This window comes from Rhizobium sp. PK7-22, from assembly GCF_056530405.1.
This window is the reverse complement of sequence record NZ_CP096514.1, coordinates 2,056,617-2,082,193: the sequence shown is the minus strand read 5'-3', so window position 1 is coordinate 2,082,193 and position 25,577 is coordinate 2,056,617. Positions and strand designations below refer to the sequence as shown.

Annotated in this window: 29 protein-coding genes, 1 tRNA gene and 1 pseudogene; 18 read left to right on the top strand and 13 right to left on the bottom strand. The window is 63.6% G+C overall.

Annotation, left to right across the window (positions count from 1 at the left end; translation table 11 throughout):
* Positions 1-26: 26 nt before the first annotated feature.
* The 5 genes and pseudogenes from M1E10_RS14900 to argC all read left to right on the top strand — a co-directional run bounded on the left by M1E10_RS14900 (position 27) and on the right by argC (position 3,700).
* Positions 27-469, top strand: a pseudogene (locus M1E10_RS14900) (PaaI family thioesterase).
* Between the two features lie 226 nt (positions 470-695).
* On the top strand, positions 696-1,160 hold the full coding sequence (gene rplM / locus M1E10_RS14895) for a 50S ribosomal protein L13 (RefSeq protein ID WP_029618574.1): 465 nt from the start codon (positions 696-698) through the stop codon (positions 1,158-1,160).
* Positions 1,161-1,162: 2 nt separating this feature from the next.
* Complete coding sequence (gene rpsI / locus M1E10_RS14890) at positions 1,163-1,630, top strand: 30S ribosomal protein S9 (RefSeq protein WP_029618573.1); 468 nt, start codon at positions 1,163-1,165, stop codon at positions 1,628-1,630.
* Between the two features lie 117 nt (positions 1,631-1,747).
* Positions 1,748-2,701 carry an agmatinase gene (speB, locus tag M1E10_RS14885; RefSeq protein WP_499173596.1) on the top strand — a complete coding sequence of 318 codons (954 nt, stop codon included), beginning with the start codon at positions 1,748-1,750 and terminating at the stop codon, positions 2,699-2,701.
* A gap of 69 nt (positions 2,702-2,770) precedes the next feature.
* Entirely contained in the window at positions 2,771-3,700 is a 930-nt protein-coding gene (argC, locus tag M1E10_RS14880; protein ID WP_499173595.1) for an N-acetyl-gamma-glutamyl-phosphate reductase, read from the top strand.
* Between the two features lie 256 nt (positions 3,701-3,956).
* On the opposite strand, the gene M1E10_RS14875 is transcribed toward argC, so the two are convergent.
* Positions 3,957-5,024, bottom strand: coding sequence for a COX15/CtaA family protein (locus tag M1E10_RS14875; RefSeq protein WP_499177188.1), 1,068 nt, complete (start codon positions 5,022-5,024; stop codon positions 3,957-3,959).
* Positions 5,025-5,216: 192 nt separating this feature from the next.
* Between M1E10_RS14875 and M1E10_RS14870 the strand changes: the two genes are divergently transcribed.
* Both M1E10_RS14870 and M1E10_RS14865 read left to right on the top strand, forming a co-directional pair.
* A complete protein-coding gene (locus M1E10_RS14870) occupies positions 5,217-5,429 on the top strand; it encodes a DUF2842 domain-containing protein (protein ID WP_499173593.1) in 213 nt (70 codons plus the stop codon).
* Between the two features lie 149 nt (positions 5,430-5,578).
* Positions 5,579-6,766: a GNAT family N-acetyltransferase gene (locus tag M1E10_RS14865; RefSeq protein ID WP_499173592.1), complete on the top strand. Its 1,188-nt coding sequence runs from the start codon at positions 5,579-5,581 to the stop codon at positions 6,764-6,766.
* Between the two features lie 9 nt (positions 6,767-6,775).
* On the opposite strand, the gene M1E10_RS14860 is transcribed toward M1E10_RS14865, so the two are convergent.
* The gene (locus M1E10_RS14860; RefSeq protein WP_499173591.1) at positions 6,776-8,920 is read right to left on the bottom strand and encodes a GumC family protein; all 2,145 of its coding nucleotides are present in this window, start codon (positions 8,918-8,920) and stop codon (positions 6,776-6,778) included.
* A 194-nt stretch (positions 8,921-9,114) separates the two neighbouring features.
* On the opposite strand from M1E10_RS14860, the gene M1E10_RS14855 reads away from it, so the two are divergent.
* The 7 genes from M1E10_RS14855 to M1E10_RS14825 all read left to right on the top strand — a co-directional run bounded on the left by M1E10_RS14855 (position 9,115) and on the right by M1E10_RS14825 (position 14,827).
* Positions 9,115-9,663 carry a polysaccharide biosynthesis/export family protein gene (locus tag M1E10_RS14855; RefSeq protein ID WP_499177187.1) on the top strand — a complete coding sequence of 183 codons (549 nt, stop codon included), beginning with the start codon at positions 9,115-9,117 and terminating at the stop codon, positions 9,661-9,663.
* Between the two features lie 4 nt (positions 9,664-9,667).
* Positions 9,668-10,813, top strand: a complete 1,146-nt coding sequence (locus M1E10_RS14850; protein WP_499173590.1) for a glycosyltransferase family 4 protein — start codon at positions 9,668-9,670, stop codon at positions 10,811-10,813.
* 89 nt (positions 10,814-10,902) lie between these two features.
* Positions 10,903-12,447 (top strand): undecaprenyl-phosphate glucose phosphotransferase, encoded by a 1,545-nt coding sequence (locus tag M1E10_RS14845; RefSeq protein ID WP_499173589.1) that lies wholly within the window; start codon positions 10,903-10,905, stop codon positions 12,445-12,447.
* On the top strand, positions 12,444-13,697 hold the full coding sequence (locus M1E10_RS14840) for an O-antigen ligase family protein (protein ID WP_499173588.1): 1,254 nt from the start codon (positions 12,444-12,446) through the stop codon (positions 13,695-13,697). Before M1E10_RS14845 ends, M1E10_RS14840 begins: the two co-directional genes overlap by 4 nt.
* A gap of 66 nt (positions 13,698-13,763) precedes the next feature.
* Positions 13,764-14,018 carry a DNA-binding protein gene (locus M1E10_RS14835; protein WP_499173587.1) on the top strand — a complete coding sequence of 85 codons (255 nt, stop codon included), beginning with the start codon at positions 13,764-13,766 and terminating at the stop codon, positions 14,016-14,018.
* A gap of 96 nt (positions 14,019-14,114) precedes the next feature.
* A complete protein-coding gene (locus M1E10_RS14830; RefSeq protein ID WP_499173586.1) occupies positions 14,115-14,303 on the top strand; it encodes a hypothetical protein in 189 nt (62 codons plus the stop codon).
* Positions 14,304-14,491: 188 nt separating this feature from the next.
* Positions 14,492-14,827 carry a hypothetical protein gene (locus tag M1E10_RS14825; RefSeq protein ID WP_499173585.1) on the top strand — a complete coding sequence of 112 codons (336 nt, stop codon included), beginning with the start codon at positions 14,492-14,494 and terminating at the stop codon, positions 14,825-14,827.
* A 183-nt stretch (positions 14,828-15,010) separates the two neighbouring features.
* Here M1E10_RS14825 and M1E10_RS14820 read toward each other — a convergent pair whose 3' ends face one another.
* Entirely contained in the window at positions 15,011-15,277 is a 267-nt protein-coding gene (locus M1E10_RS14820; protein ID WP_499173584.1) for a hypothetical protein, read from the bottom strand.
* A gap of 246 nt (positions 15,278-15,523) precedes the next feature.
* Between M1E10_RS14820 and M1E10_RS14815 the strand changes: the two genes are divergently transcribed.
* Entirely contained in the window at positions 15,524-17,794 is a 2,271-nt protein-coding gene (locus M1E10_RS14815) for an FdhF/YdeP family oxidoreductase (RefSeq protein WP_499173583.1), read from the top strand.
* A 105-nt stretch (positions 17,795-17,899) separates the two neighbouring features.
* Here the strand turns inward: M1E10_RS14815 and M1E10_RS14810 are convergent, their stop codons facing one another.
* Together M1E10_RS14810 and M1E10_RS14805 are read right to left on the bottom strand one after the other, a co-directional pair.
* Entirely contained in the window at positions 17,900-18,352 is a 453-nt protein-coding gene (locus tag M1E10_RS14810; protein WP_499173582.1) for a DUF305 domain-containing protein, read from the bottom strand.
* Positions 18,353-18,558: 206 nt separating this feature from the next.
* Positions 18,559-18,632, bottom strand: a tRNA-Pro gene (locus tag M1E10_RS14805).
* Between the two features lie 206 nt (positions 18,633-18,838).
* Between M1E10_RS14805 and M1E10_RS14800 the strand changes: the two genes are divergently transcribed.
* Together M1E10_RS14800 and M1E10_RS14795 are read left to right on the top strand one after the other, a co-directional pair.
* Positions 18,839-19,072, top strand: a complete 234-nt coding sequence (locus M1E10_RS14800; RefSeq protein WP_499173581.1) for a hypothetical protein — start codon at positions 18,839-18,841, stop codon at positions 19,070-19,072.
* Positions 19,073-19,250: 178 nt separating this feature from the next.
* Positions 19,251-19,565 carry a hypothetical protein gene (locus tag M1E10_RS14795; protein ID WP_499173580.1) on the top strand — a complete coding sequence of 105 codons (315 nt, stop codon included), beginning with the start codon at positions 19,251-19,253 and terminating at the stop codon, positions 19,563-19,565.
* Between the two features lie 21 nt (positions 19,566-19,586).
* Here the strand turns inward: M1E10_RS14795 and M1E10_RS14790 are convergent, their stop codons facing one another.
* The 8 genes from M1E10_RS14790 to M1E10_RS14755 all read right to left on the bottom strand — a co-directional run bounded on the left by M1E10_RS14790 (position 19,587) and on the right by M1E10_RS14755 (position 24,832).
* A complete protein-coding gene (locus M1E10_RS14790) occupies positions 19,587-19,772 on the bottom strand; it encodes a hypothetical protein (RefSeq protein ID WP_499173578.1) in 186 nt (61 codons plus the stop codon).
* Between the two features lie 183 nt (positions 19,773-19,955).
* Complete coding sequence (locus M1E10_RS14785; RefSeq protein ID WP_499173577.1) at positions 19,956-20,348, bottom strand: BA14K family protein; 393 nt, start codon at positions 20,346-20,348, stop codon at positions 19,956-19,958.
* A gap of 90 nt (positions 20,349-20,438) precedes the next feature.
* Positions 20,439-20,975 (bottom strand): MerR family transcriptional regulator, encoded by a 537-nt coding sequence (locus tag M1E10_RS14780; protein WP_499173576.1) that lies wholly within the window; start codon positions 20,973-20,975, stop codon positions 20,439-20,441.
* A gap of 140 nt (positions 20,976-21,115) precedes the next feature.
* Positions 21,116-21,454, bottom strand: a complete 339-nt coding sequence (locus M1E10_RS14775) for an integration host factor subunit alpha (protein WP_499173575.1) — start codon at positions 21,452-21,454, stop codon at positions 21,116-21,118.
* Positions 21,455-21,588: 134 nt separating this feature from the next.
* A complete protein-coding gene (locus M1E10_RS14770) occupies positions 21,589-22,560 on the bottom strand; it encodes a beta-ketoacyl-ACP synthase III (RefSeq protein ID WP_499173574.1) in 972 nt (323 codons plus the stop codon).
* 18 nt (positions 22,561-22,578) lie between these two features.
* Positions 22,579-23,625 carry a phosphate acyltransferase gene (plsX, locus tag M1E10_RS14765; protein ID WP_499173573.1) on the bottom strand — a complete coding sequence of 349 codons (1,047 nt, stop codon included), beginning with the start codon at positions 23,623-23,625 and terminating at the stop codon, positions 22,579-22,581.
* 93 nt (positions 23,626-23,718) lie between these two features.
* A complete protein-coding gene (locus tag M1E10_RS14760) occupies positions 23,719-24,288 on the bottom strand; it encodes a YceD family protein (RefSeq protein WP_499173572.1) in 570 nt (189 codons plus the stop codon).
* Positions 24,289-24,295: 7 nt separating this feature from the next.
* Positions 24,296-24,832 carry a ubiquinol-cytochrome C chaperone family protein gene (locus tag M1E10_RS14755; protein WP_499173571.1) on the bottom strand — a complete coding sequence of 179 codons (537 nt, stop codon included), beginning with the start codon at positions 24,830-24,832 and terminating at the stop codon, positions 24,296-24,298.
* 224 nt (positions 24,833-25,056) lie between these two features.
* Here M1E10_RS14755 and M1E10_RS14750 point away from each other — a divergent pair, with 224 nt between their 5' ends.
* Positions 25,057-25,539 carry an outer membrane protein assembly factor BamE gene (locus M1E10_RS14750; protein ID WP_499173570.1) on the top strand — a complete coding sequence of 161 codons (483 nt, stop codon included), beginning with the start codon at positions 25,057-25,059 and terminating at the stop codon, positions 25,537-25,539.
* Positions 25,540-25,577: the final 38 nt, after the last annotated feature.

The following is a 25,577-nucleotide window of genomic DNA, read 5'->3' as shown; positions in this document are numbered from 1 at the left end:
AGGTCGCATCGAGTGGAGGAGAACACATGCAGCAGATCATGACCGTGGGGGAATCGAGGATTTTCTCGACCGGGAGTTTGCGCAGATCCATGCCGACGGGCGGGTCCTCTCCATCACTGATCTGCGCCCCGGTGGCCTCACCATGCGCTTCGATCCGCAGGAGCGCCACCTGCGGCCCGGTGCCACAATCTCCGGCCCCTCGATGGTGATGCTCGCGGATGTCGCGGCCTATGCCGCCGTCCTGACGCATGTCGGGCCGGTGGCGCTGGCGGTGACCACCAGCCTCAACGTCAACTTCCTGCGCAAGCCGGAGATGCGGCCGGTGTTCTGCGATTGCAGGCTCCTGAAGCTCGGCAAGCGGCTCGCCGTCGTCGATGCTATCCTGCGGCAGGATAGCCTGCAGGACGCCGTGGCGCAGGCGACGGTCACCTATTCGATTCCGCCGGCCGAACGGCAATATGTGGGGTAATAAGATACCCCATACTCAAGACAATGATTTTGCTAGGTAATTTTTCAGACACCGCGAAAACCGCGTCTTGACCGGAAAAAGGGCTGCCGGTATAAACCGCCACAGATTGCGGGCCCCTGCGGCCTGCTTTCTGTTTTTGGCGCGATGCGGCCAAATTCAAGCAACAAGAAACGCCCTTGCTTCGAAGCTTTCGAAGGCTCGGGTCCAGATCAAGAAAGCACACACCATGTCAACCTTCGTTCAGAAGCCCGCCGAGGTGGAGAAGAAGTGGGTGATCATCGACGCGGAAGGTCTCGTCGTCGGTCGTCTCGCCACTCTCGTTGCAAACCGCCTGCGCGGCAAGCACAAGGCCACCTACACCCCCCACGTTGACGACGGCGACAATGTCATCATCATCAACGCGGAAAAGATCGTCCTGACCGGCAAGAAGTACACCGACAAGAAGTACTTCTGGCACACCGGTTACCCGGGCGGCATCAAGGAGCGCACTGCTCGCCAGATCATCGAAGGCCGTTTCCCCGAGCGCGTCGTTGAAAAGGCTATCGAGCGCATGATCCCGCGTGGCCCGCTCGGCCGTCGCCAGATGAAGAACCTGCGCGTTTACGCCGGCTCGAACCATCCCCATGAAGCACAGCAGCCGGTCGCTCTCGACGTGGCATCGCTGAACAGCAAGAACGTAAGGAGCGCCTGATAATGGCCGATCTCTCCTCCCTGAAGGACCTCGCTCCGGCGGCTGAAAACCAGGCTCCGGTTCACGTCCGCAAGGTCGACACCCTCGGTCGCTCCTATGCGACCGGCAAGCGCAAGAACGCCATTGCCCGCGTCTGGATCAAGGCCGGCTCCGGCAAGATCATCGTCAACGGCAAGGATTTCTCCGCCTATTTCGCACGTCCCGTTCTGCAGATGATCCTGCAGCAGCCGGTGGTCGCAGCTGCCCGCACGGGCCAGTTCGACGTCATCGCAACGGTGACCGGCGGCGGTCTTTCCGGCCAGGCCGGTGCCGTTCGTCACGGCATCTCCAAGGCGCTGACCTACTTCGAGCCCAGCCTGCGCGGCGTGCTCAAGAAGGGTGGCTTCCTGACCCGCGACAGCCGCGTCGTCGAGCGCAAGAAGTACGGCAAGGCGAAGGCCCGCCGGTCCTTCCAGTTCTCCAAGCGCTAATCTCGCTCGGACAGCATCATTCGAAAAGGCGGGGCTTCGGCTCCGCCTTTTTCTTTTGCGGCTTGTATTTGAACGGCCGGCAGAGCAATTTTCCGCACAAACAGGATTTCAGCGGACATGCCCGGAAAAACCATCGATCACGCCTTTACCGCCCCATCGCTAACCTCGGCCGCCACCGATCCGACCTATGCCGGCGCGCTGTCCTTCATGCGCCGCCGCTTTACCAAGGAGCTCCGGGGAGCGGATACGGTGGTCTGGGGGATCGCCTTTGATGCCGCCACCTCCAACCGACCCGGCGCCCGCTTCGGGCCGCAGGCGATCCGCCGGGCCTCGGCCATCTTCGACAACGATCCGCAGTATCCCTTTGATCGCGATCTCTTTGCCGAGATGGCGACGATCGACTACGGCGATTGCCTGCTCGACTACGGCAACCATCAGGAAACGCCGGGCGCGATCGAGGCGCAGGCCAACGTCATTCTCGATTCGGGAGCCTTCCTGCTGACTCTCGGCGGCGACCACTTCATCACCTGGCCGCTCTTGACGGCCCATGCCGCCAAGCACGGACCTTTGGCGCTCGTGCAGTTCGACGCGCACCAGGACACCTGGTTCGACGACAGTCGGCGCATCGACCACGGCTCCTTCGTGGCGCGTGCCGCCCGCGAAGGGCTGATCGACACGAACCGCTCCATTCAGGTCGGCATCCGCACCCACGCTCCGGAGGACTGCGGCATCCGCCTGCTCTACGGGCACGAGCTGGAGGAGATGACGACACAACAGATCGCCCAGGCGATCCTCGATCAGGTCGGGGATGCGCCCGCCTATCTCACCTTCGATATCGACTGCCTCGACCCCGCCTTCGCGCCGGGCACCGGCACCCCGGTCGCCGGCGGCCCGTCGAGTGCCAAGATCCTCGCGGTGCTGCGCCGACTGAAGGGCCTCGATATCCGCGGCGCCGATGTCGTCGAGGTGGCGCCGGCCTACGACCACGCCGATATCACCGCCATTGCAGGCGCAACCGTCGCAATGTATATGCTCGGCCTGCGCGCGGAGCGGCTTTCCGCCGGCAGCTGACGGATTTCCGGAGCTCGGAACCTTCGTCTGCCGCTTCGGGCAAGCGATCGAAACAACAGGGTATCGACCATGGCGAAGATCTTCATCGACGGCGAACACGGCACCACGGGCCTGCAGATCCGCACCCGCCTGGCCGCTCGCCGCGACGTGGAGATCCTGTCGATCCCCGAGGCCGAACGCCGCAACGCCGCCATGCGCGAGGATCTCCTCAACAGCGCCGACATCGCCATCCTCTGCCTCCCCGACGACGCCTCGCGCGAGGCCGTCGGCATGCTGTCAGGCAACAACAAGGTCCGGATCATCGATACATCGACGGCCTACCGGACCAATCCGGACTGGGCCTATGGCTTTGCCGAGATGGACAAGGCGCAGGCGGGCAAGATCCGCGCTGCGCGCCTGGTCGCCAATCCGGGCTGCTATCCGACCGGCGCCATCGGCCTGATCCGGCCGCTGCGCGAGGCCGGCATCCTGCCCGACGACTATCCCGTCAGCGTCAATGCGGTCTCCGGCTATACGGGCGGCGGCAAGCAGATGATTGCCCAGATGGAAGACGCGAGCCGCGACGACGCCATCCAGGCAAACCACTTCCTCTACGGCCTGTCCCTGAAGCACAAGCACGTCCCGGAAATGACGATCCACGGCCTGCTCGACCGGGCACCGCTGTTTGCTCCCGCCGTCGGCCGCTTCCCGCAGGGCATGATCGTGCAGGTGCCGCTCTTCCTGCACAACCTGAAGAACGGCTTCACGCGCGAGAGCATCCACAAGGCGCTCGTCGGTCACTATGCGGGACAGGATGTCGTCGAGGTCGTCGGCCTCGAGGAAGCCAACGGGCTTGCCCGCATCGATGCCGAGGAACTGGTCGGCAAGGACACCATGAAGATCTTCGTCTTCGGCAGCGCCGGCGGCGAGCACGTCAATCTCGTGGCCGTGCTCGACAACCTCGGCAAGGGCGCCTCGGGTGCCGCCGTGCAGAACATGGACCTGATGCTGAAGGCCTGAACTGAGCGCCGGATCACCGGTCCAAAAACCTCTAACTGTGAAACGGCTTAGCACGCGACCTGCGTTGCCCGGAAATGCCCCCTTCTCCCCAACGGGGAGAAGTGCCGAGCGGATGCGAGGCGATGAGGGGGTGCGAAGCCATCGCGATCGTCTCCAGGCCCCCTCATCCGGCGCTACGCGCCACCTTCTCCCCGCTGGGGAGAAGACGAGCGGACAGCGCACTGCCCTTGCAGAAATCGTCGCGGCCCTTCGCCCGTCAGCTCCTGACTTCCACCGTCACTTCCCGCGGATATTCTCCGACGAAGCCGCGCCAGTGGGCGACGGCGAAGCCGAGGACGATCAGGGCCATGCCCTGGTGCAGGAGCGCTGTGTGCAGGTGCACCTGCGAGAGCAGCGTCAGGATGCCGATGCCCGCCTGCATGCAGATCAGCGCAAACAGCACGATCGAGCGGCGCGCATGCGTCGTGCGCCCGCCGTCACGCAGCATCGTCACCATGTGCCACAGCGCCAGCAGCAGCAGACCGTAGGCACCGATGCGGTGGACGAACTGCACCGTCTTCGGGTTCTCGAACAGGTTGATCCACCAGGGCTGCTGGAGGAAGAGCCCATCCGGCACCAGGGCACCGTCCATCAGCGGCCAGGTGTTGTAGCTGAGACCGGCGTCGAGCCCGGCGACGAGCGCGCCAAGATAGATCTGTACCAGACAGAAGATGCCAAGCAGCACGGCGCCTGTCTTCCCCCGCCCTGCAGGCACTGCATCGCTGCTGTGCGGAGAAAGACCGCGCATGATCCAGACACAGGACGCGAAGATCAGGCAGGCGATCGTCAGGTGGACCGCCAGGCGGTATTGCGAGACGCTGGTGAGCTCGCTCAGACCGGAAGACACCATCCACCAGCCGATGAAGCCCTGGAAGCCGCCAAGCGCCAGAAGCCCGATCAGCGGCCGGCGAATACGCGGCTCGATCTTGCCTGTCACCCAGAAGAACAGGAGCGGTGCGGCGAAGATGATGCCGATGGCCCGCGCCAGGAAGCGGTGCGCCCATTCCCACCAGAAGATCGTCTGGAATTCGCTGAGCGACATGCCCTTGTTGATCTCCTGGTACTGCGGGATGCGCTTGTAGAGATCAAACTCCTCCTGCCATTCCGCGGTGGAGAGCGGCGGCACAACTCCGTGGATCGGCTTCCACTCGGTGATCGACAGGCCGGAATCGGTCAGCCGTGTCGCTCCCCCGACGAGCACCAGACAGAAGAGCGTGAAGATGACGACGCCCAGCCAGATGCGCACCGCCTTGCGATCGCGGTCACGCCGGCGCGTGTGGGTCATGATTTGCGCTGCGGTTACATCGGCCACTGACATTGTGTCTCCTGGGGGTCTGCCCTGGGGATTTGGAGGGGCGGCAAGACGCCCCATCACTCTGCCGTTGATTTGCCCCATGGACCCGTGCAAAACAAGCCCCAGCGCTTTGCGGCATGCCGTCGCGGCCGTTGCACGCCACTGCCGCCGGGAGAAAACAGAATGCCGCAAAGGTTGCGGAGCTTCATCGGAACCATCCTGATCATCTGCCTCGTGATCGTCTATGCCCTCGTGGCCACGACCGTCGCGACGCTGACGCTCGCCACCTCGCCGTGGTGGGTCCATCTCCTCTACTTCCTGCTGTCCGGACTGCTGTGGATCCTGCCGGCGATGCTGATCATCAAGTGGATGGCCGGCCCGCGACCGCGCGACTGACGCCCGCCGCTTCGCCGGCAATTAACCAACCCCGCGAAAGTTCATGGGCACAAAGAGGTTTATAAACTTGTTTGTCAGCGGCATCGCCTATGTTTGATCAGCGACGAGAGGCGGGTGACGAGATGCCCCGGTTGAACATGCACGCCGACATGGGTTCTGAAAATTTGGCGCCGCAGGTCGGGCCACCGGCGCTCGCCGCGTCTTCGGCTGTCTTCGACATCGTCCCCTCGCCCGCTCTCGTCGAAGCCGAATGGCGATTGCTCGAGAGCCTGCCCCGCAATTCTCTCGACCAAAGCTACGACTGGTGCAGCGCCTGGTGGAACGCGCATGCGCTGTCGCCGGTGATCCTGCGCGCCCGGATCGACGATCGCACCGTCATGCTGCTGCCGCTCGAAATCATCTCCCGCTACGGGCTGCGCACGGCGCGCCTGCCGGGAGAGCGATTCAACAATATCAACACCGGCCTCTTCAGCGCCGATTTTCCGGTCCTCGACGGTGATGGGCTCGACGTCTTCACCTCGGCACTCTGCCGGTGCCTGTCGCCTCTGGCCGACGCGCTCGTGCTGGATTGCATGCCCGCTGCCTGGGGTGGAGAGCCCTCTCCGCTTGCCAGTCTTGCGGCAACGGAAAACCCAAACCCGTCCTTCCAGCTTCCGCTGCTGGCAACCATGGACGAGACGATCGCCCAGCTGAACGCCAAGACGCGTCGCAAGCGCTTCCGGCAGCAGTGCCGCCGGCTGGAGGCGATCGGCGGCTTCGAGCACTATTGCCCCGCCGGCAGAGACGACCAGCACGCCCTGCTCGACCGGTTCTTCCAGCAGAAGGCGGAACGATTCTCGGGCTTCGGGCTGCCCGACGTCTTCCAGCCGCCGCAGGTCCGGCGTTTCCTCCACGATCTCATCGATCGCTCCGGATCCGCCTCGGACACGGCGCTGACGATGCACGCCCTTCGCCTGCACGGGGAACACGAGGGCAGTCTTGTCGCCATCAGCGGGCTCTCGCGCAAGGGCGGTCACGTGCTTTGCCAGTTTGGCTCGATCGACGACAAGCTCTGCGCCGATGCCAGCCCCGGCGAACTGCTGTTCTGGCTGATGATAGAAGAAGCCTGCCTCGAAGGGGCATTCGTCTTCGACTTCGGTGTCGGCGATCAGCCCTACAAGCGCAGTTGGTGTACGGAGATGACTGTCACGCGGGACCTCGTCCTGCCGCTGACGATGAAGGGCCGCATGGCCATGCCGGCGATCCAGGGCCTCGGCAGGCTTCGGCTGGCGGTCAAGCGCCAACCGAAGCTCTATGCCCTGGTTCAGAAATTCCGCACCCTGCTGCGCCGCGCGTAAGCGGCAGTCTCAGGCCGCGCGCCTGCGGCTTGGCACGCCACCGGCCATGATCAGAAGGTTGCGGTAGCCGGCATCCGTCAGCTGCTGCACGAGCTCCACCACCTGATGATCCTGTCCCTCCGGCATGGACAGAACGATCTCCATTTCCGGCCTGCCGCCAAGCTTCTCCAGGCTCGACACCTGCGCCTGACCGCATTCCACCAGCACCAGATCGTAGGCATCGACGAGCGCATCGATAATGATCCGCAGACGGTCGGATGCGCGCATGGCGCTTTCCACGTCGGCTGCGCCGCGCGGAATGATATGGGCGTCGGACAGGCGATCGGAATGGATGGCGTCGCCGAAGGCGGTATCGCCGCACAGCAGGTCGGTGATCCCCGGCAGCCGCATGTTCTCGGCCATCAGTTTCGACGCGCAGCCGGAGCTGGAAAGATCGAGAAGAACGACCGACTTGCCCCGCTCGGCCACTTCGCGCGCCAGCATAACCGTCGCAGTCGAGCCCGCATCACCACCCGGGGACACGGCAAAGGCGCAGGGAACGCCGTGGCGCAGCAGCGTGTTGGCGACGCCGACGGTGGAAAAAGCCTCATCCTGGAGGGGCGACGCAGCCGACACTGGCGCGGGTTCCTCATTGGCCGAGACGAAGGCTTCCGCCGCCGCCGCATCGACGGGGTCCACGGACACGCCGCCGTTTGCCCTCGAACGCTCGCGGACTACAGTCACCGGTCGATTGGCTGCCAAGGCGTTCGCCTCGCCGACCGGCCGCAGGGCACGACCGGAGAACAACGCGCCTACCATGATGGCGATTGCCGTCAGGATCAGACTGGCCAGAGCCACGATGACGACGATCGGGATGACCTTCGGGAAATAGGACTCGGACGGCTCGAAGGCGCTGGAGATGACCCGTGCATCCGCCGGAGCTGCATTCGGATCGGCGCGAGAGGCGGCTTCGCGGTAGCGGGCCAGATAGGTCTCAAGGAGCTGGCGCTGGGCCGTCGCCTCCCGCTCCAGCGCCCGCAGTCCGACCTCTTCCTCGCCCGCCTTCGACGATGCAGCCTTCAGCTCGTTCAGTTGCTGGATCAACTGCCGCTCGCGGATGCGCGAGACCTCGGCCTCGCTGTCGAGGCTGGCGAGGATCTTTCGCGTTTCACCGTCGATCTGCTGGCGGATACCCGCAAGCTGCGCGCGCAGGCCCTTCAGCCGCGGATGGTTCTCCAAAAGGACGGTGGACTGGTCGGCGATCTGCGCCTGGACATTGGCCTCGGTTTCGCGCAGCCGCTGGACGACCTGGGAACCGACGACCTCGGCCAGAGAATCCGAATTGCGGCCCGCCTCGACGGCGGCGCGCACGTTTTCCGCCCTCGCCTCGGCATTGGCCCGCTCGGCGCGCACACGCGCCAGCTCCGTCGAGATATTGTTCAGCTGCTGCGACGTAAAGCTGCTGGTGTCGGAGGACTGGAAGAGCCCGGCGGACGAGCGGTATTCGGCAACCTTGGCTTCTGCCTCGCGAACCCTTTCGGTCAGCGTCGCGATCTCCGGCTCCAGCCAGCGGGTGACGTCGGAATTGTTGTCGAGCTTAGCGCCGCTCTGCAGCTGCAGATAGACCTTGGCGATCTGGTTGGGCACCGCTGCGGCCAGTTTTGGATCCTCGGAGGAGAATTCCACCGCGATGACGCGCGAGTTCTCGACAGCAAAGACCTGTAGCTTCTCGCGGAATTCCTTGATCAACCGGTCTTCCGGCGGGATGTCGAGGGGGTCCTGCTTCAGGCCGAGCAGGACGAGAGGGTTGGGCAGGAACGACTGGCGGTGCGGGTTGAATTCGTCGGTCTCTTCCAGGCGCAGATCCGCCGCGACCTGCCGGATGAGGTCCGTGGAGCGCAGCAATTCCGCCTGGCTGCTGATGTTCAAGGCATCCAGAATGGGATCGTTCGCCGCGGCTGGCGCCGGTCCATTCGACAGATTGGCGGACCGCGATTCGATCAGCAGCCGCGTCTCCCCCTTGTAGAGCGGGGTCATCATTGTAGTCGCCAACAAAGCAACGCCGGCGGAAACGACCACGATCCCGGCAACAAGCTTACGGCGCTCCCAGACCGCCGAAAACAATCGTCCCAGATCAATGTCCACGTCGTGATTGTTGCCCATTACGCCCGACATCCGAAGCTCCAGTTCTCGCGAAATCCCGGCAAGCGTAAGTCTTTATGGTAATCCAAGCGTTAATGCCGCGGCGAAAAAGCATGAGCCCAAGCTTTCGCCTTTACCGGGCATTAACCGTAAAAGACGGATAACTGCGTCATCTGATGATCAGCCGGAGCCACCAGCGAATGTCCGTCGCCCGTCGACCAAGCCTGATGACGCTTGCCCTGGCCGCAATGGCGGTGGCCGTCTCGGCCTGCTCCGCCTATCAGCCGGCACCGAAATCCTTCCAGCAGGCGGCCATCCAGCCCTACCGGCTGGACAGCGGCGACCGTCTGAGGGTCACCGTCTTCGAGCAGGCAGGGCTTTCCAACACCTATACCGTCGACCAGGCCGGCTACGTCGCCCTGCCGCTGATCGGCCAGGTTGCCGCGCGTGGCCAGACCCTTCCGGCGCTCGAAGGCGCCATCGCTGCTCGGCTGAAGCAGGGCTTCCTGCGCGACCCGGACGTGACGATCGAAGTCGATCGCTACCGCCCCGTCTTCGTCATGGGCGAAGTGGGCCGGCCGGGCCAGTACGCCTACGTGCCCGGAATGACGGCGCAGAACGCCGTCGCGATCGCCGGCGGCTTCACGCCGCGCGGCAACCAGCGCGACGTCGATATCACCCGCAAGATCAACGCCCAGGTCCTGACCGGCCGCACCTCGATCGCGAGCCCCGTGCTCGCCGGCGACACGATCTATGTCCGCGAACGGCTGTTCTGATCCTATGGCCGAACCCGAGAAGCTGCGCATCCTCCACTGTTTTCGCTCTCCCGTCGGCGGCATCTTCCGGCATGTCCGGGACCTGGTCGAGGAGCACCGCGCGGCAGGGCACGATGTGGGCATTCTCTGCGACAGTTCGACGGGCGGAGCGCATGAGGAAAAGCTCTTCGACAGCATCCGGCCGCACCTGACACTGGGGCTCACCCGCATCCCGGTGCGCCGCGCCATCGCGCCTTCGGATCTTTCTGCACTCTTGAGGAGTTACAAGCATATAAAGAGCTTGCAGCCGAACATCCTGCATGGTCACGGCGCCAAGGGCGGCGTGCTGGCACGGATGATCGGCACAGGGCTTCGGGCAAACAGGTCTCGCGTCGCCCGTCTCTATTCACCGCATGGCGGAAGCCTGCATTTTGAACGGTCCAGCCTATCCGGCCAGGCCGTCCTGCGCGTCGAGCGGCTGCAGGAGCGCTTCACCGATGCGCTGGTCTTCGTCTGCGACTACGAGCGACGCACCTACCAGGCCAAGGTCGGGAACCCGACGACGCCGTGGAAGGTCATTCTCAACGGGGTCAAGGCATCGGAATTCACGCCCGTCGTTGCGCCGGACGATGCCGCCGACTTCCTCTACATCGGTATGCTGCGCGATCTGAAAGGCCCCGACGTCTTCGTCGACGCCTTCGCCCGCACCGAACGGGCGCTCGGACGCCCGCTTTCCGGGCTGATGGTCGGCGATGGCCCGGACCGCGACCGCTACGAGGCTATGATGACGGAGCGTGGCCTCGGCCGCCGCATCCGCATGATGCCGGCGATGCCGGCTCGCGAGGCCTTCGCCATGGCCCGCACCGTCGTTGTCCCCTCGCGCGCCGAGGCCATGCCCTACATCGTCATCGAGGCGCTTGCGGCCCAGAAGCCGGTGGTCGCTTCGCGCGTCGGCGGCATCCCGGAGATCCTCGGCACCGACAGCGAGGCGCTTGCAACCCCCGGCGACGCGCAGGATCTGTCGCAGGTCATGACGGCAGCCGCCGTCGATCCAGGCTGGCAGCGCCGGGTGATGCCGAAGCCGGACACCTTCCGGTCCGTTTTCTCTAGCTCCGTCATGGCCGACAGCATGCTCGACCTCTACCGCAGCCTGCTCCGGGACCAGCCCTAAAGGTTTCTTAGCAACTTCCTGCTAGTCGTCTTGCGACAAGGGAACCGAGCGCGGCGCGACACGACATGCGCTGCAAGAGGACCAGTTGGATGCCCGACGCCGGTATGAAAGGCCAGTTCGACGCCGATGCCCTGCGCCGCAAGGTCTCCGACCTGCCTGCGGGCGACACGGAGGATGCGCCTTCGGTGCTGAACCCGTTCGCGCTTCAGATCGCCAGCCAGTTCCGCGACGAGAACACCTCACCGTCACTGCTGATCGGCCAGATCCGGCTGCTGGAGTTCCTGTCGCTGCTGGCGCTTGGCCTCCTGGCCATGGTCACCCTCACCCCGCCGGACAATGCCGGCCTTCCCACCCATTTCGCCATCGCCCTTCTGGGGTCGCTGGTGGCCGTCATCGCCATGCAGGCGGCAGACACCTATCAGATCCCCCTGCTGCGCACTGCCGCGCGCGCCCGCCGGCGAGTGGTCGTCGCCTGGCTGATCGGCTTTGCCGCGTCGGCAGGCATGCTTCATGTCGTCGAAGCCGGATCCATCAGCATCACAGGCCATCTCGTCTGGTTTTTCGGCACGGCCGTCTTCCTCCTCATCGAGCGGCAGCTGGTGGCGCTCGGCATCCGCCACTGGGCACGCAACGGGATCATGGAACGGCGCGCCGTCATCGTCGGGGGCGGCGAACCCGCCAAGCAGTTGGTCCGGGCGCTGGAACAGCAGCCGGACAACGACATCCGCATCTGCGGCATCTTCGATGACCGCGGCTCGGGACGCTCGCCGCCGGTGGTGGCCGGCTATCCGAAGCTTGGCACCTTCGCCGAACTCGTCGAATTTGCCCGGCTGGCGCGGGTCGACATGCTGATCATCGCGCTTCCCGCCTCGGCGGAGGCGCGCATCCTGCAGCTTCTGCGCAAACTGTGGGTGCTACCGGTCGACATCCGGCTGGCCGCCCATGCCAACCACCTGCGGTTCCGGCCGCGCTCCTACTCGCATGTCGGCGCCGTGCCGATGTTCGACATCTTCGACAAGCCGCTGCGCGACTGGGATTCGGTTGCCAAGCGCGTCTTCGACATCGTTTTCTCGCTGCTCGCCCTGGTGATGATCTGGCCGGTGATGATCGGCGCCGCCATCGCCGTGAAGGCAACCTCTAAAGGTCCGGTCTTCTTCGTGCAGAAGCGCCACGGCTTCAACAACGAGGTGATCGACGTCCTGAAATTCCGGTCCATGTACACGGAGATGGCGGATCCGACCGCCAAGAAGGCCGTCACCAAGAATGACCCGCGGGTGACGCCGGTTGGCCGTTTCCTGCGCAAGTCCTCGATCGACGAGCTGCCGCAGCTCTTCAACGTCCTGCGCGGCAGCCTCTCGCTCGTCGGCCCGCGGCCGCATTCGATCCACGCGCAGACCGGAGAGCGCCGCTACGTGGACGTCGTCGAAAGCTACTTCGCCCGCCACCGCGTCAAGCCCGGCGTCACCGGCTGGGCGCAGATCAACGGCCTGCGCGGCGAGCTCGACAGCGACGAGAAGATCCGCATGCGCACGGCCTACGACCTGGAGTACATCGAGAACTGGTCGCTGCTCTTCGACCTGAAGATCCTGTTCCTGACGCCGATCCGGCTGCTCAACGTGGACAATGCCTATTGAGTGCGCTCGTCCAGGATCAGCGCGCCTTTGAGCCCCAGCGCGCGGCATTGACCTTGTTCGGTTCCGGGATGATCGCCTTCGGCGTCTTCCTGTCCGGCTTCGTGATGTCGGAACCGGCGCCCTACGAGCTGATCATGGCGGGCCAGATCGCCGTGTGGTTTCTGCTCGGCCTTGCCATTTCCCGCACCGTCGGGGTGTTGCTCGCCCTGCTGCTGGTCTTCAACGTCGGCGGCCTCCTGGCGCTCATCGTCATGAAGGACATGTCCGGCGGCCCGCTCTATGCGGCCGTGTCGATCTTTCTTGCCATGAGCTCCGTCTTCTACGCCGCCGTCATCGAAAGCCGTCACCAGCGCCTGACCCTGATCTTCAAGGCCTGGGTGGCGGCGGCCGTGATCACCGCGATCCTCGGCATCCTCGGCTACTTCCACGCCTTCCCGGGCGCCGATGCCTTCACCCGCTACGACCGCGCCATGGGCGCCTTCCAGGACCCCAACGTCTTCGGCCCCTATCTGATCGCGCCCATCCTCTACCTCATGCACCGCCTGCTGACCGGCAAGCTCCTGCAGTCGCCGCTTCTGATTGCCGGCCTCCTGGTTCTGGTTCTCGGCGTCTTCCTGTCGTTTTCGCGCGCCGCCTGGGGCCTCCTTGCCTTCAGCGCCCTGATGCTGATCGTCATCATGCTCCTGAAGGAGCGCACCGGGGCCTTCCGGATGAAGATCCTGGTGCTGTCCATCGCGGCTCTCGTGCTGTTTGCGGTGGCATTGGCCATTGCTCTCCAGTTCGATCAGGTCTCCAACCTCTTCACCACCCGCGCCAAGCTGGTCCAGGACTACGATGGTGCCCACATGGGCCGCTTCCAGCGTCACAAGATCGGCTTTCTCCTGTCCATGGAGCGGCCGCTCGGCATCGGACCGATGGAACTGGGCCGGATGTTCGGCGAAGACGAGCACAACATCTGGCTGAAGTCGCTCACCACCTACGGCTGGCTCGGCTTCGTCACCTACATCATCATGATCGGCGGGACCCTGGCGACGGGCTTCCGCTACCTTCTGCGCGACCGGCCGTGGCAGCCCTTCCTGATGATCGGCTGGATCGTCATCCTCGGCCATTGCCTGATCGGCAATGTCATCGACACCGACCACTGGCGGCACTTCTACATGCTGCTCGGCGTGGTCTGGGGGTGTTTTGCCCTGGAGCACCGCTTCCACCGGCAGAGCGGCCGGGCCACCAGATCCGCAGGCCTTGCTTGACTTCGGCGACCGCTGCGCCAAATTGCTTCTATGCTGACAGGAACACAATTGCGCGCCGGGCGCGCCATGATTGGCCTTTCGGTCGAAGAACTCGCCGATATGACCGGCATCTCCACTCACGACATCCATCAGGCAGAAGGCGCCACCGCCGTCGATCAAGCGGTGGCCGAACGTCTTCGGCTGGCGCTTGAGCCGAAGGGGATCGTCTTTCTCGCTGCGGGAGAAGACAATCCCGGCGCCGGACCGGGCGTGAGACTGCGTACGCGCAGCCTGGATGATGGCATTCGACCGCAGAACCTGAGCTCCGCCAACGACGGCTGAAGAAGGCGTTCAAACGCGTACAAATAATTTCATCTCCCCTGGAACTTCGTCCCTCGCGCGACGTTTTCGGTCATCATCGCGTAGAGGGGATCTGGAATGAGCGAGCACGTAGACGTTGAACGGTTTCAGGACACCGGGCTTCGCAAGGTCTGGAGCGTCAGCGAGTTCTCCAAGCGCTATCGTCTGCAGTGCGACGAAGAGCAGCGCCTTCTGAAGCTGCTCGGCTCATTCGCGACCGAGCAGGAGCTTCTGATGAATGCCTCCCGGGCGCCTCGCTTCCGCTAAACCCTTGCCCAGGAAGTGCGTGAAAGCCGCCGTAATCTCCGGCGGCTTTTTCACGTGGGTAGAAAACTGCAAACTCCGCGATCGTCGTTGGTAATATTCAGCGGGGCGGGAGGAACCTCTTCTTCAACCGAGCGTTCACGGGCATCACAATCTAGCGCGACCGTGGCGGTCGCCAGACGGAGGATAGCATGCTGAAATTCCTGGCCCAGGCCGGTCTTACCCTTACCCTTGCGCTGACTGCCGTCGGAACCACGACAACCGTCGCGTCCGCTCAGGATCTTGAGCTGCGAATCGGCCCCGATGGTGTGCGTCCGGTCATCCGCGACGACGACCGTCGTGACCGTCGTGACCGTCGTCGTGACGAATGCAGCCCTCGTGAGGCGCTCTCTATCGCCCGCGACGAAGGTCTGCGCCGCGCCGAGGTGACACGCGTCACGCGCCGCAGCCTGACTGTAGAGGGCATGACCCGCCGCGGCCCGACCCGGATGGTTTTCGCCAACGTCCGCGGCTGCCCGGAAATCTGAGACTGCCTACCGAGCAGGAAAGCCTCGCCCCTTGGCGAGGCTTTCCTTGCCAGCAGCTGGCATCGTCCCTGCCTGCCTGCAACAGTGCCCCGCCCTTTGGCGCGAACCCTGAACAGCTTCCTTTCATGACAACCCCGGCGACACCGTCACATTGGCGGAGAGACCGTCGGAGTTCCGCTAGTCCTAGTCGCGTGGCGCGTTGTCGCGCCACTCGCGGCCGGCGGTCGGGCTCGGCGTAGAGGTTGCATTCGACTTGCTGCTGCGCATGTTGTCGACGTGGCTGTGCTTCTCATCGCGCTCGCCGCCGCCGCCAGAGACGCGGCTCACCGGCGGGTTTGTCGGCGTGCCATCGGGACGAGGGTCGTGTTTCTCCGGAATGGGCTTGCTGCGGTCTTCGTGGCTGGCGCCGGGACCGCCCCAGCGGACGGTGTTGGGGTGTTTCTCAGGCATATGCTCTCTCCCAAATCGATGTTGTGGGTGCGCCACAAGGCGGCGTCTGTAGTTCCGACCTCATCCCAACCGTCTTGCCGATCAAAAGTTTCGATGGCCTCGGCGGGAGGCTGCGGCGCGTTGCCCATCGCCTCTCAAGCCATTGTCGGCAGGGAACTTCATCGGCCCCTGCGTGTTGCCAGAACATAGGCGCGCGACCTGCAGCTGGCAGTCTCGCGGAACAGGACCTGGCGAAGGGGGAGCTCTATGTCGAAGGACAAGACCGTACATTATGATGGCCCGGCTGGCGGATGGGGATCGGCCAAGGGGATCGCGCGGATCTTTGCCAAGGAGCGCAATACGCCGGCTGTGCTGGATACGCTTCGCCGGCAGAACAAGCCGGGCGGCTTCATGTGCGTCTCCTGTGCCTGGACAAAGCCTGCCGATCACAATCCTCTGGAATTTTGCGAAAACGGTGCCAAGGCGACGCTCTGGGAGCTGACGCCACGCCGGACCACGCTCGACTTCTTCGCCAAGCATACCGTGACCGAACTACAGCGCTGGAAGGATCACGATCTGGAGCATGAAGGGCGGTTGACGCATCCGATGCGCTACGATCGCGCAAGCGACCGCTACGTTCCCTGTTCCTGGGAGGAAGCGTTCACCGGCATCGGCCGCGAGCTGAAGGCGCTCGATCCGAAGTCGGTGATCTTCTACACCTCCGGCCGCGCCAGCCTCGAGACGTCCTACCTCTATGCGCTGATGGCCAGGCTCTACGGCAACAACAACCTGCCAGACAGCTCCAACATGTGCCACGAGACCACCTCGGTCGGGCTGAAGAAGGTGATCGGCGCTTCGGTGGGCACCTCGGTCTTCCAGGACTTCTCCACCTGCGACGCCATCTTCTTCTTCGGCCAGAACACCGGCTCCAACAGCCCGCGCTTCCTGCACCCGCTGCAGGAGGCGGTCAAGCGCGGCTGCAAGATCGTCACCTTCAATCCGGTCCGCGAGAAAGGCCTGGAGTCGATGATCAATCCCCAGAGCCCGACGGAGATGCTGACAGGCAAGGAGACCGCGATCTCCTGCCAGTATCATCAGGTGAAAACCGGCGGCGACATCGCAGCCGTGCTGGGCATGTGCAAGCACGTCTTCGCCAAGGACGACGAAGCCAAGCAGCAGGGCCGCTCGGTCATCGACCGCGACTTCGTCTCCCGGCACACCGATGGCCTGGAGGCTTTCGAGCAGAAGGTCAGGGCGACCGGCTGGGACGAGATCGAGCGCGAATCGGGGCTCAGCCGCGCTGATCTGGAGGCCGCAGGCCAGGTTTATGCCGACGCCGAACGGGTGATCGGCATCTACGGCATGGGCCTGACCCAGCAGGTCGGCGGCTTCGACAGCATCGCCATGCTCGTCAATCTCCTGCTGCTGAAGGGCAATATCGGCCGCGACGGCACTGGCATTTCTCCTGTGCGTGGCCATTCGAACGTGCAGGGGCAACGGACGGTCGGCATTTCGGAAAAGCCGGAACTCGTGCCGCTCGACAAGCTTGCTTCCATGTTCGGCTTCGAGCCCCCGCGCGACACCGGCATGAACACGGTGGAAGCCTGCGAGGGCATGCTGGACGGCAGCGTCAAGGCCTTCGTCGGCCTCGGCGGCAACTTCGTCCGAGCCATTCCCGAACATGGCGCCATGGAGGAGGCCTGGACGAAGATGCGGCTGACGGTGCAGATCGCCACCAAGCTCAACCGCAGCCACCTCATCAACGGCGAGGTCGCCTACCTCCTCCCCTGCCTTGGCCGAAGCGAGGAGGACATGCAGGCGAGCGGCCGGCAGACCGTCACAATGGAAGACAGCCTGAGCTGCATTCACGGCTCGGTGGGCAAGCACAAGCCGGCGAGCGAGCATCTCCTGTCGGAGATTGCCATTGTCGCCGGCATCGCCAAGGCGACCCTCCCGCCCAACCCCAAGGTCCGGTGGGATGAATGGCAGGGCAACTACGCCATCGTTCGCGACCTGATCGAGGAGACCTATCCGAAGGAATTCCATGACTTCAACAAGCGCATGTTCACCGCCGGCGGCTTCTACCGCGGCAACAGCGCGCGCGAGCGGATCTGGAAGACGGAAAGCGGCAAGGCTCAGTTCACCGTTCCGGAAGGACTGTCGGCCGCCGGCTTCGAGGACCAGGATGGCCGCTATCGTCTGATGACGCTGCGCAGCAACGACCAGTTCAACACCACCATCTACGGCTACAGCGACCGCCTGCGCGGGATCGAAGGCACCCGCGACGTGCTGCTCATCAACCCGAAGGAGATGAGAAAGCTCGGTCTCCACGAGGGCCAGGTGGTCGGCCTGCAGACCGATGTGGACGATGGCCGGGAGCGCAAGGTGGGTGGACTGAAGGTGCTTCCGTTCGCCCTCCCCGATGGATGCGTCGCCGGTTACTATCCGGAACTCAATCCGCTGATCCCGCTGTCCCACCACGAGAAGCTGTCGAAGACCCCGGCCGCCAAGGCGGTTCCGGTGCGGATCCTGACGTAAGGCCGGCCGGCGGGAGCCCACCCCCCCCTTTCCTCCCGCCGCCACCGCTGCCCTCCAGCGGATGCTGCAGGCCGCGCAGTCGCCGGCGTCGTGATGGCAGAGCCGCTATCGGTCTTGCGCTTCCAGGTCGGCAAGCAGCGACTTCATCTCGGCAATCTCGCGGACCTGCGCCTCGATGATCTCGTCGGCGAGCTGGCGGACGCGGGGATCGGTGATCCGGGCGCGTTCGCTGGTCATGATCGCGATCGAATGGTGGGGGATCATCGCACTCATGTAGTCGGTGTCGTTCACGGTCGCCTGTCCTCGGACCAGCCAGAGAGACAAGGCAAAGACCGCCACCGCGCCGCCCACGATCGCCATGTTCAGCATCCGGTTCCTGTACATGCCCAGCATGAAGCTGAGCATGATCACCGCCATGGTGGACCCCATCACCAGGGCCATCCAGGCCCGCGTCTCGCTCCAGAAGACGTGCTCCAGCGCATAGGTGTTGAGATACATCAGCCCGTACATCACGACCGTCGATGTCGCGATCATCGCCGCAAAGCGCCAGTAGGACATTCCCATCGTCTGCTACCCCTTCGTCTTTCGGTGCCGGCATGCCGGCCGCCGTATGTCTTGAGGATAAAAAGGCTGGGGGCGGCAAATGTTCCAGGGGGTCGGGGAGCAGCGGCAGCCGCTAGGCTTCTACCGGAAACAGAAAGGCCAGCTGGCGATCACCAGCTGGCCTTCATCCGCCGCGACATTCGAGGATGCCGCTCTAAATCTCGGAATGGCGGGATTCGAACCCACGACCCCTTGACCCCCAGTCAAGTGCGCTACCGGGCTGCGCTACATTCCGACAAGCTCTTGCGAGCATGATTTCCCTAATCTCTCGGTCATTCCGACGCAAGCGGAAATTCGCCCGCGTGGAAGAAACAGGAAGGGAAAGGCGGAAGGTGCGGGCTCGCCAGAGACCTCCCCGGCAATGCCGGTCGGCGCTCGGCAATTTACCGCTTGCTATCTCGGTGCGTTGGCGGCATGCCCTCCGGGCAAGGAGCGCGCGCCATGTCCTCGGAAAAATTCATCATCATCCCCTACAAAAAAGGCAGGGGCGGGCTTGTGCCCGGAGAGCTCCGGCAGGCGAGCAATGCCGCCTCCGCCGAACGGATCGCCACGGCCATGTCCGAACGGCATCCCGGCGTCGCCGCCTATTCGGTGATCGTCGACACTGAGACGGGCGACATGACATCCCCCAATCTGATCATCTCCTTCGGGGACGTTCCGCCGCTTCAGGACTGACGCCGGAGCATGTTTCGTGTGCAGGCCTGACGGGTACGCGCCTGCCCTCCCCGCGGTCCGGCCGTTCCTTATGCCGGCCTTTCTGCCGCGTCAGATCTGGCCGTGCCTCCACCATTAGGTGAAGTTGACCTCTCTCCCTGGCCGTGCAAAATCATCTCAAGGTTGAGGAGGATGACTGATGTCAGACGTCGAGGGAGTGGATGGATCCGACTCCAGCTGGCCGGACATGGTGCAATATGCCGAGTCGGTCGCGGAAAAATCCAAGCATTTTTCCGTTTACTGCTATCTTCGGGTTCCGCACGGGCTGGAGCTGTCGGCGCGAAAGCTGGTCCGGGATCTCGATGCCGAGGACAACTTTACCGTTCTTCACCAGAATGAAATATTCCCCTCGACCTGCAGCAGGATCATCACCCTGCGCCCGCCGGAAAAGAGTGCTTTCTGGTGGCGGGCGTTCCGGTCGGTGTTTCCATCCCGGTTCCAGTCGGCGGCCTGAGACGGTGTCCTACCCCTCGCCTCAACCGGCGGCCATGTCGGCCATGGGTGGCCCCTTGTGCGCCAGGCGCGTGTCGCGCGCGTAGGAATCGCGGAAGCTGCGATCGGCCCTGCCCTGCGGGTACTTGAGCGTCAACGGAAAGAGCCCGTCGGCATAGGTGCCCGTGGCGAGCTCAGTTTCGGGTCCCGTGGTCGTATTGTGCATCATCCAAACAATCATCGCGTGATCCTCCGTCCGTGCAAAGAACGCAAGCTCGGCGGCGCTGGTTCCGGTCAGATCGGATCGTTTTCATGAAGTTTTAACGACGTTTTCGAGCAGCGGTCGCAAAGGCTGCAAGCGACAGCCGTCAGACGAAAAAGCCGGTCTCGAAGGACCGGCTTCTTGCATCACTCAGTAAGGCGAACGGCACTGGCGCCGCGGGCCGTGATAGGGCTGGAAGGTGTTGTCGTAGGCGCGGTAGGAGCGGTAGCGCGAGTGGCACCAGTTCACGTGCGCATTGCCGCCGCGGTAGTAGCGGGGCTGCTGCTGTGCGGCGATCGCGCCGCCGATGATGGCGCCGGCCGCCAGGCCGCCGATGATGGCGCCGGCATTGCCGCGATGGTGGCGGTAGCGGCGATGACCGTAGTGGCGCTGGCGGTAGCCGCGATGACCGCGATGCCGCACCTCCTGGACGTCGGTGCCGGCCTCGACCTTGGGGACGGAGACCGACGGAAATGCCTGTGCCGGGGCAACGCCCGTAAAGGCCGTGGCCATCGAAATCAGGATGACTGCGAGCTTTTTCATGTTTCCTCACCTCTTTTTCTGCGTCTTCTGGGGCAGATAGTCAGGGTTTTCGCCTGAACCAGAGGTGAACGGTGAGATTTCCAGACTTTCTCAGCGGACCTGGTCGAGGAGGCGCTTGCACTCCAGCAGGTCGAAAAGTGCCTCCTGAAGCAGGGCGCGGTCCTCCTTGCCGATACCGGACTTGCCGATCAAAACCTCCAGCGCCTCATCCTCGGTGCTGGGACCGAAGCCGAAGAACCGGCCGCTGGGCTTTGCCTTGGCGCGCCCGACAAGCTGGTCCTCTTCGCCGCCACTGATCTTCGGCTCTGGCTGCTTGTCGCCGCTGGCGGCAACGATTGCATCCATGGTCGCCAAATCGCCGGAGGCGATCGCGGACACGAACTTGTTACCGTTCGTCTTCAGGAGCTTCTGGACGCCCTTGATCGTGTAGCCATGGTCATAGAGAAGGTGGCGGATGCCCTTCAGGAGATCGACGTCTTCGGGGCGGTAGTAACGCCGACCGCCGCCACGCTTCATCGGCTTGATCTGCAAAAACCGCGTCTCCCAGAAACGCAGGACGTGCTGGGGCAGATCGAGATCTTCGGCAACCTCGCTGATGGTGCGGAAAGCGTCCGGGCCTTTGTCCAACTCAGTCTCCAACGGCAAGTTCGAACATGCCTGCAAGCGAGTCGCGCCAGCACGAAGTGCCGCCTACGAATCGCCGGTCATTTCAGCGTTCTAACCGCTGCAATTCAAGTGGGAAGAAAGGTCGTGAACAGACTAATGCGTCAGGCTGCCGGAGCGGCCGTCTTCTGCTTCAGCTTTCGAGTGTTGTGCGCCCTCAAGATCCGCTGCTTCAGCACGTTCGACGCCTTGAAGGTCATCACCCGGCGTGGCGAAATCGGCACTTCCTCGCCGGTCTTTGGATTACGGCCGATGCGCTCGTTCTTGGAGCGTACCTGAAAGGTGGCGAAAGACGAGAGCTTGACGATTTCGCCGCGAACGATCGCATTGCAGATCTCGTCGATGATGGTCTCGACCAGCTCGGCCGATTCAGTTCTGGAGAGACCCACCTTGCGAAATACCGATTCCGCCAGATCCGCCCGTGTCACTGTTTTTCCGGCCATGATCCCCGCCCAGTTCTTTACCGTTCTGTACGCCGGGCAAGAGTATTTTGCTTGCAGGCCAGGGTCAAGCTCTACTGTAAAATCAGCAGGTTCGCCCGCTGTCTTACCTTGATACAGACCGAACGGCGGTGCCGCTACCAGCGGATGAGCATGGCTCCCCAGGTAAACCCGCCGCCCATGGCTTCCAGCATCACAAGGTCGCCCTGCTTGATGCGGCCGTCGTCGAGCGCGACCGACAGCGCTAGCGGGATTGAGGCGGCCGAGGTGTTGCCGTGCAGATCGACCGTGACCACTACCTTCTCGGTGGGAATGTCGAGCTTCCTAGCCGATCCGTCGATGATGCGGCGGTTGGCCTGGTGCGGCACCAGCCAGTCGAGATCGTCGGCCGTGGTGCCTGTTGCCTCAAAGGCGGCCTCAATGACGTCTGTAATCATGCCGACCGCATGCTTGAAGACCTCGCGGCCTTCCATGCGCAGGTGGCCGACGGTGCCGGTGGTCGAGGGGCCGCCGTCGACATAGAGCTTGTCCTTGTGGCTGCCGTCGGAGCGCAGGTGGGCCGTCAGGACGCCGCGGTCATCGACCGTCCCCTGCCCCTCGGCTGCTTCCAGCACCAGTGCGCCCGCTCCGTCGCCGAAGAGCACGCAGGTGGTGCGGTCGTTCCAGTCGAGGATGCGCGAGAAGGTCTCGGCACCGATCACCAGCACGCGCTTGGCCATGCCGCCGCGGATGTAGAGGTCCGCGGTCGTCATGGCGTAGACGAAGCCGGAACAGACGGCCTGGATGTCGAAGGCGAAGCCATGCGTCATCCCCAGCCGCTGCTGGATGTTGACGGCGGTCGCCGGGAAGGTGTTGTCGGGGGTCGAGGTGGCGACCAGGACCATGTCGATGTCGTCGGGCGTCAGACCGGCCTTATTCAGCGCCGCGCGGGCTGCCTGCTCGCCCAGCGAAGCAGTCGTCTCGCCCTCGCCTGCAATGTAACGCTGGCGGATGCCGGTACGCTGGACGATCCATTCGTCCGACGTCGCGACCATGCCCTCCAACTCACGGTTGGGGACGACGCGCTTGGGCAATGCAGCCCCATAACCGCGTACCACTGAACGGATCATGCTATCGGTATCCTGTCGTCAGGCCGCTTCGGGGCCAGCCGGTGGCTGGCGGCGGGCATGGTAAGTTTCGAGGTCATCAACAATCTTCTGGGTCAAGCCATTGCGGGCCATGTCGTAGCCGACATCGATCGCCGCTGCGAAGCCTTCGGCGTCGGTGCTGCCGTGGCTCTTGATGACGATGCCGTTCAACCCGAGGAAGACACCGCCATTGACCTTGCGGGGATCCATCTTCTCGCGCAGGCGGTCGAAGGCACCCTTGGCAAGAAGGTAACCGAGCTTGGACATCCAGGTGCGTGACATCGCCTCCCGGAGCAGTTCGGCGATCTGGCGGGCGGTACCTTCCGCCGTCTTCAACGCGATATTGCCGGTAAAGCCTTCGGTGACCACCACGTCGACGGTCCCCTTGCCGATGTCGTCGCCCTCCACGAAACCGTGATAGGCAATCGTCGGAAGGTTGGCTTCGCGGATCAGTCGACCGGCTTCCTTGACCTCTTCCTGCCCCTTCACTTCCTCGACGCCGACGTTGAGGAGGCCGACGGTCGGCCGCTGCGCCTCGAAGAGCGCGCGCGCCATGGCGCCCCCCATCAGGGCGAAATCCATCAGCTGATGGGCATCGGCACCGATCGTCGCGCCGATGTCGAGCACGATGCTCTCCCCCTTCAGCGTCGGCCAGATGCCGGCGATGGCCGGACGTTCGATGTGTGCCAGCGTGCGAAGGCAGAATTTCGACATCGCCATCAGCGCGCCGGTATTGCCGGCGGAGACGACGACGTCGGCCTCGCCGAGCTTCACGGCTTCGATGGAACGCCACATGGTGGAGACGTAGCGTCCCCGGCGCAAGGCAGCGCTCGGCTTCTCGTCCATGCCAACGGCGAGTTCACAGTCGTGGAAGACCGACCGCTCGCGCAGCTTCGGATGCTTGGAAAGATGGGGCTCGCATTCGGCCTGCAGGCCAAACAGCAAGAAGGTGATGTCCGGATGTCGTTCCAGTGCCTTTGCTGCACCGGCGATGACGATTTCGGGACCGAAATCGCCGCCCATGACATCGAGAGAAATTCTGATCACGCGTCCCTGATCCTTTTGCTCGCCACGGGGCGTAGCCCTGGGCAAAGTAGTGGCTCCCGCGGTGCTTACAACGCAATAGCGGCGATTTCTACGCTAGTCTTGTTTTTTCCAGTCCTTGAGGGCTGCGAAAGGCGAAGGCCGCGCATCCGGTCCGGAGGCATCGTCCTCGATATGGCCTTCAAATTCGATGTCGGGCTTGCGCGGGTATGGATCGATTGCGAGCGCCACCGCTTCGGCAATCACCTCGCCGGCATCGATGGTGTCTCCGACAAAAACCTCGGGCAGATCCGGACCTTCCGGGTCCAGCACCATTTCGGCGGTATCGCTGAGCATGACGCGGGCGAGCTTGGACCCCTCGGGGACGAAGATCTGCTCGAACGTCTCGTCGATCCTTGCGGCGACCGGCTCGAGGGTCACGACGCAGGCCTGTTCGATATCTGCCCGGACGCGGCCCTTGATGAGCACGCCGTCCTTTTTCCAGCGGGCGATCTGGATTTCCGACGTCAGAGAGCTGACGGCGAGCACCTTCCACGTCGCCGCCAGTCGCTCCAGCTCGGCGGGCGCGGCTTCGATCTTGACGGTCACGGGATTGGCGGAAATATGCCCGACCCGCACCGGATAGGACAGGGGAGACTTTTCGCTGCTGTGGTAAGCGGGTTTCATGGGCACCTCAATTCTTGGGCATTGGCAGCACTATGGCGCCGCGCGCAATCTCGTCTTCGCTGATCGTCGACAGCTCGGCTTCCGCCGAAAGCATCCATTCGGCGAGACCGCGCATCGGCTGCGCCGGCTCCACCTTCGGATGGATATTGCGCGACAGTGCCGCGGCAAGAGCGTCGGCATCCCCGGCGTCGAGAGCCGCCGCGTAGCTTTCCAGCCGTCCGTAGAACATGCCGGCGAGTTTCTTCATCCGCTTGGGTACACCCTGATCTCCGATCCCAAGCTCGCGGATCGAATGATCGATGTCCTGAAAGAAGCAATCGATGATCTCCTGGGCAAGTTCCATGCCGCTGACACCCGACTTCGCCGTACGGCGGAAGAACAGGATCATCACGATCGACAACATTTCAAAGCGCCCCATCACAGTGTCGGGAACGCCAAGATCGCTGAAGAAAAAAGGAACGCGGGCAGCCGATGTCAAGGACGCGTATTGACGATCGACGATCGGCTGGTTTTGATTTTTCTTTCGGAACAGACCGAAGATCATAAGATTTCCCACAGTTAGCCGCCACGTGTTGCATGGAAGCGCAAGCTGGTTTACCGAAGCAGGGACGAATTGCAACGTCGTTGGAGCATATCACACCGGGGCCGCCGAAACGTCGGCATCTGCCCTCCCCGGAATAGCCACAATGATATGGGCAGCAAGGTGGCGGCGAAGCCGCAATCGGAAGTTTCGGGAAAGCCTCAACGAGGCAGGTGTTAAGGTCTTACATGAAGTTCTTGAGCAGCACCGCAGCAGCGGCCATCATCGCAACGGCATCCCTTACCGGCTGCACCTCCATGGACATCGGCCAGACGATGTACAACGGCTATGTACTGGACGAAGAATCACTGGCTCTGATCCCCGTCGGCTCCAGCCGCGAGCAGGTGCTTCTCACCATGGGCACGCCCTCGACGACCGCAACCTTCGATTCGGAGGTTCTGTATTACATCTCGCAGAAGCGCGAGCGCCCCGTTGCCTTCATGAAGCCACGGCTCGTGGAGCAGACGGTCCTGGCGATCTATTTCGACGAGGACGGTGTGGTTTCCAGGAAGGCTAACTACACGCTTCAGGACGGCAAGGTCTTCGACAGCATCTCGCGCACGACGCCGACCGGCGGGCGCGACCTCACCTTCCTGCAGCAGCTGCTGTCGGGCGGCGGTGCCAGCGGCGCGAACGCGGCCAGGAACGTGTTCCAGAACATGGGCCAGTAAGCCAGTTTAGTGGTCAGAATGAACGGCCACATCCCATC

Bases quoted from the DNA above. Each gene is read 5' to 3' on its own strand.
- rplM (WP_029618574.1), top strand. From the start codon at position 696: ATGTCAACCTTCGTTCAGAAGCCCGCCGAGGTGGAGAAGAAGTGGGTG.
- rpsI (WP_029618573.1), top strand. From the start codon at position 1,163: ATGGCCGATCTCTCCTCCCTGAAGGACCTCGCTCCGGCGGCTGAAAAC.
- speB (WP_499173596.1), top strand. From the start codon at position 1,748: ATGCCCGGAAAAACCATCGATCACGCCTTTACCGCCCCATCGCTAACC.
- argC (WP_499173595.1), top strand. From the start codon at position 2,771: ATGGCGAAGATCTTCATCGACGGCGAACACGGCACCACGGGCCTGCAG.
- M1E10_RS14875 (WP_499177188.1), bottom strand. From the start codon at position 5,024: ATGACCCACACGCGCCGGCGTGACCGCGATCGCAAGGCGGTGCGCATC.
- M1E10_RS14870 (WP_499173593.1), top strand. From the start codon at position 5,217: ATGCCGCAAAGGTTGCGGAGCTTCATCGGAACCATCCTGATCATCTGC.
- M1E10_RS14865 (WP_499173592.1), top strand. From the start codon at position 5,579: ATGGGTTCTGAAAATTTGGCGCCGCAGGTCGGGCCACCGGCGCTCGCC.
- M1E10_RS14860 (WP_499173591.1), bottom strand. From the start codon at position 8,920: ATGTCGGGCGTAATGGGCAACAATCACGACGTGGACATTGATCTGGGA.
- M1E10_RS14855 (WP_499177187.1), top strand. From the start codon at position 9,115: ATGACGCTTGCCCTGGCCGCAATGGCGGTGGCCGTCTCGGCCTGCTCC.
- M1E10_RS14850 (WP_499173590.1), top strand. From the start codon at position 9,668: ATGGCCGAACCCGAGAAGCTGCGCATCCTCCACTGTTTTCGCTCTCCC.
- M1E10_RS14845 (WP_499173589.1), top strand. From the start codon at position 10,903: ATGCCCGACGCCGGTATGAAAGGCCAGTTCGACGCCGATGCCCTGCGC.
- M1E10_RS14835 (WP_499173587.1), top strand. From the start codon at position 13,764: ATGATTGGCCTTTCGGTCGAAGAACTCGCCGATATGACCGGCATCTCC.
- M1E10_RS14830 (WP_499173586.1), top strand. From the start codon at position 14,115: ATGAGCGAGCACGTAGACGTTGAACGGTTTCAGGACACCGGGCTTCGC.
- M1E10_RS14825 (WP_499173585.1), top strand. From the start codon at position 14,492: ATGCTGAAATTCCTGGCCCAGGCCGGTCTTACCCTTACCCTTGCGCTG.
- M1E10_RS14820 (WP_499173584.1), bottom strand. From the start codon at position 15,277: ATGCCTGAGAAACACCCCAACACCGTCCGCTGGGGCGGTCCCGGCGCC.
- M1E10_RS14815 (WP_499173583.1), top strand. From the start codon at position 15,524: ATGTCGAAGGACAAGACCGTACATTATGATGGCCCGGCTGGCGGATGG.
- M1E10_RS14810 (WP_499173582.1), bottom strand. From the start codon at position 18,352: ATGTCCTACTGGCGCTTTGCGGCGATGATCGCGACATCGACGGTCGTG.
- M1E10_RS14800 (WP_499173581.1), top strand. From the start codon at position 18,839: ATGTCCTCGGAAAAATTCATCATCATCCCCTACAAAAAAGGCAGGGGC.
- M1E10_RS14795 (WP_499173580.1), top strand. From the start codon at position 19,251: ATGTCAGACGTCGAGGGAGTGGATGGATCCGACTCCAGCTGGCCGGAC.
- M1E10_RS14790 (WP_499173578.1), bottom strand. From the start codon at position 19,772: ATGATGCACAATACGACCACGGGACCCGAAACTGAGCTCGCCACGGGC.
- M1E10_RS14785 (WP_499173577.1), bottom strand. From the start codon at position 20,348: ATGAAAAAGCTCGCAGTCATCCTGATTTCGATGGCCACGGCCTTTACG.
- M1E10_RS14775 (WP_499173575.1), bottom strand. From the start codon at position 21,454: ATGGCCGGAAAAACAGTGACACGGGCGGATCTGGCGGAATCGGTATTT.
- M1E10_RS14770 (WP_499173574.1), bottom strand. From the start codon at position 22,560: ATGATCCGTTCAGTGGTACGCGGTTATGGGGCTGCATTGCCCAAGCGC.
- M1E10_RS14760 (WP_499173572.1), bottom strand. From the start codon at position 24,288: ATGAAACCCGCTTACCACAGCAGCGAAAAGTCTCCCCTGTCCTATCCG.
- M1E10_RS14755 (WP_499173571.1), bottom strand. From the start codon at position 24,832: ATGATCTTCGGTCTGTTCCGAAAGAAAAATCAAAACCAGCCGATCGTC.
- M1E10_RS14750 (WP_499173570.1), top strand. From the start codon at position 25,057: ATGAAGTTCTTGAGCAGCACCGCAGCAGCGGCCATCATCGCAACGGCA.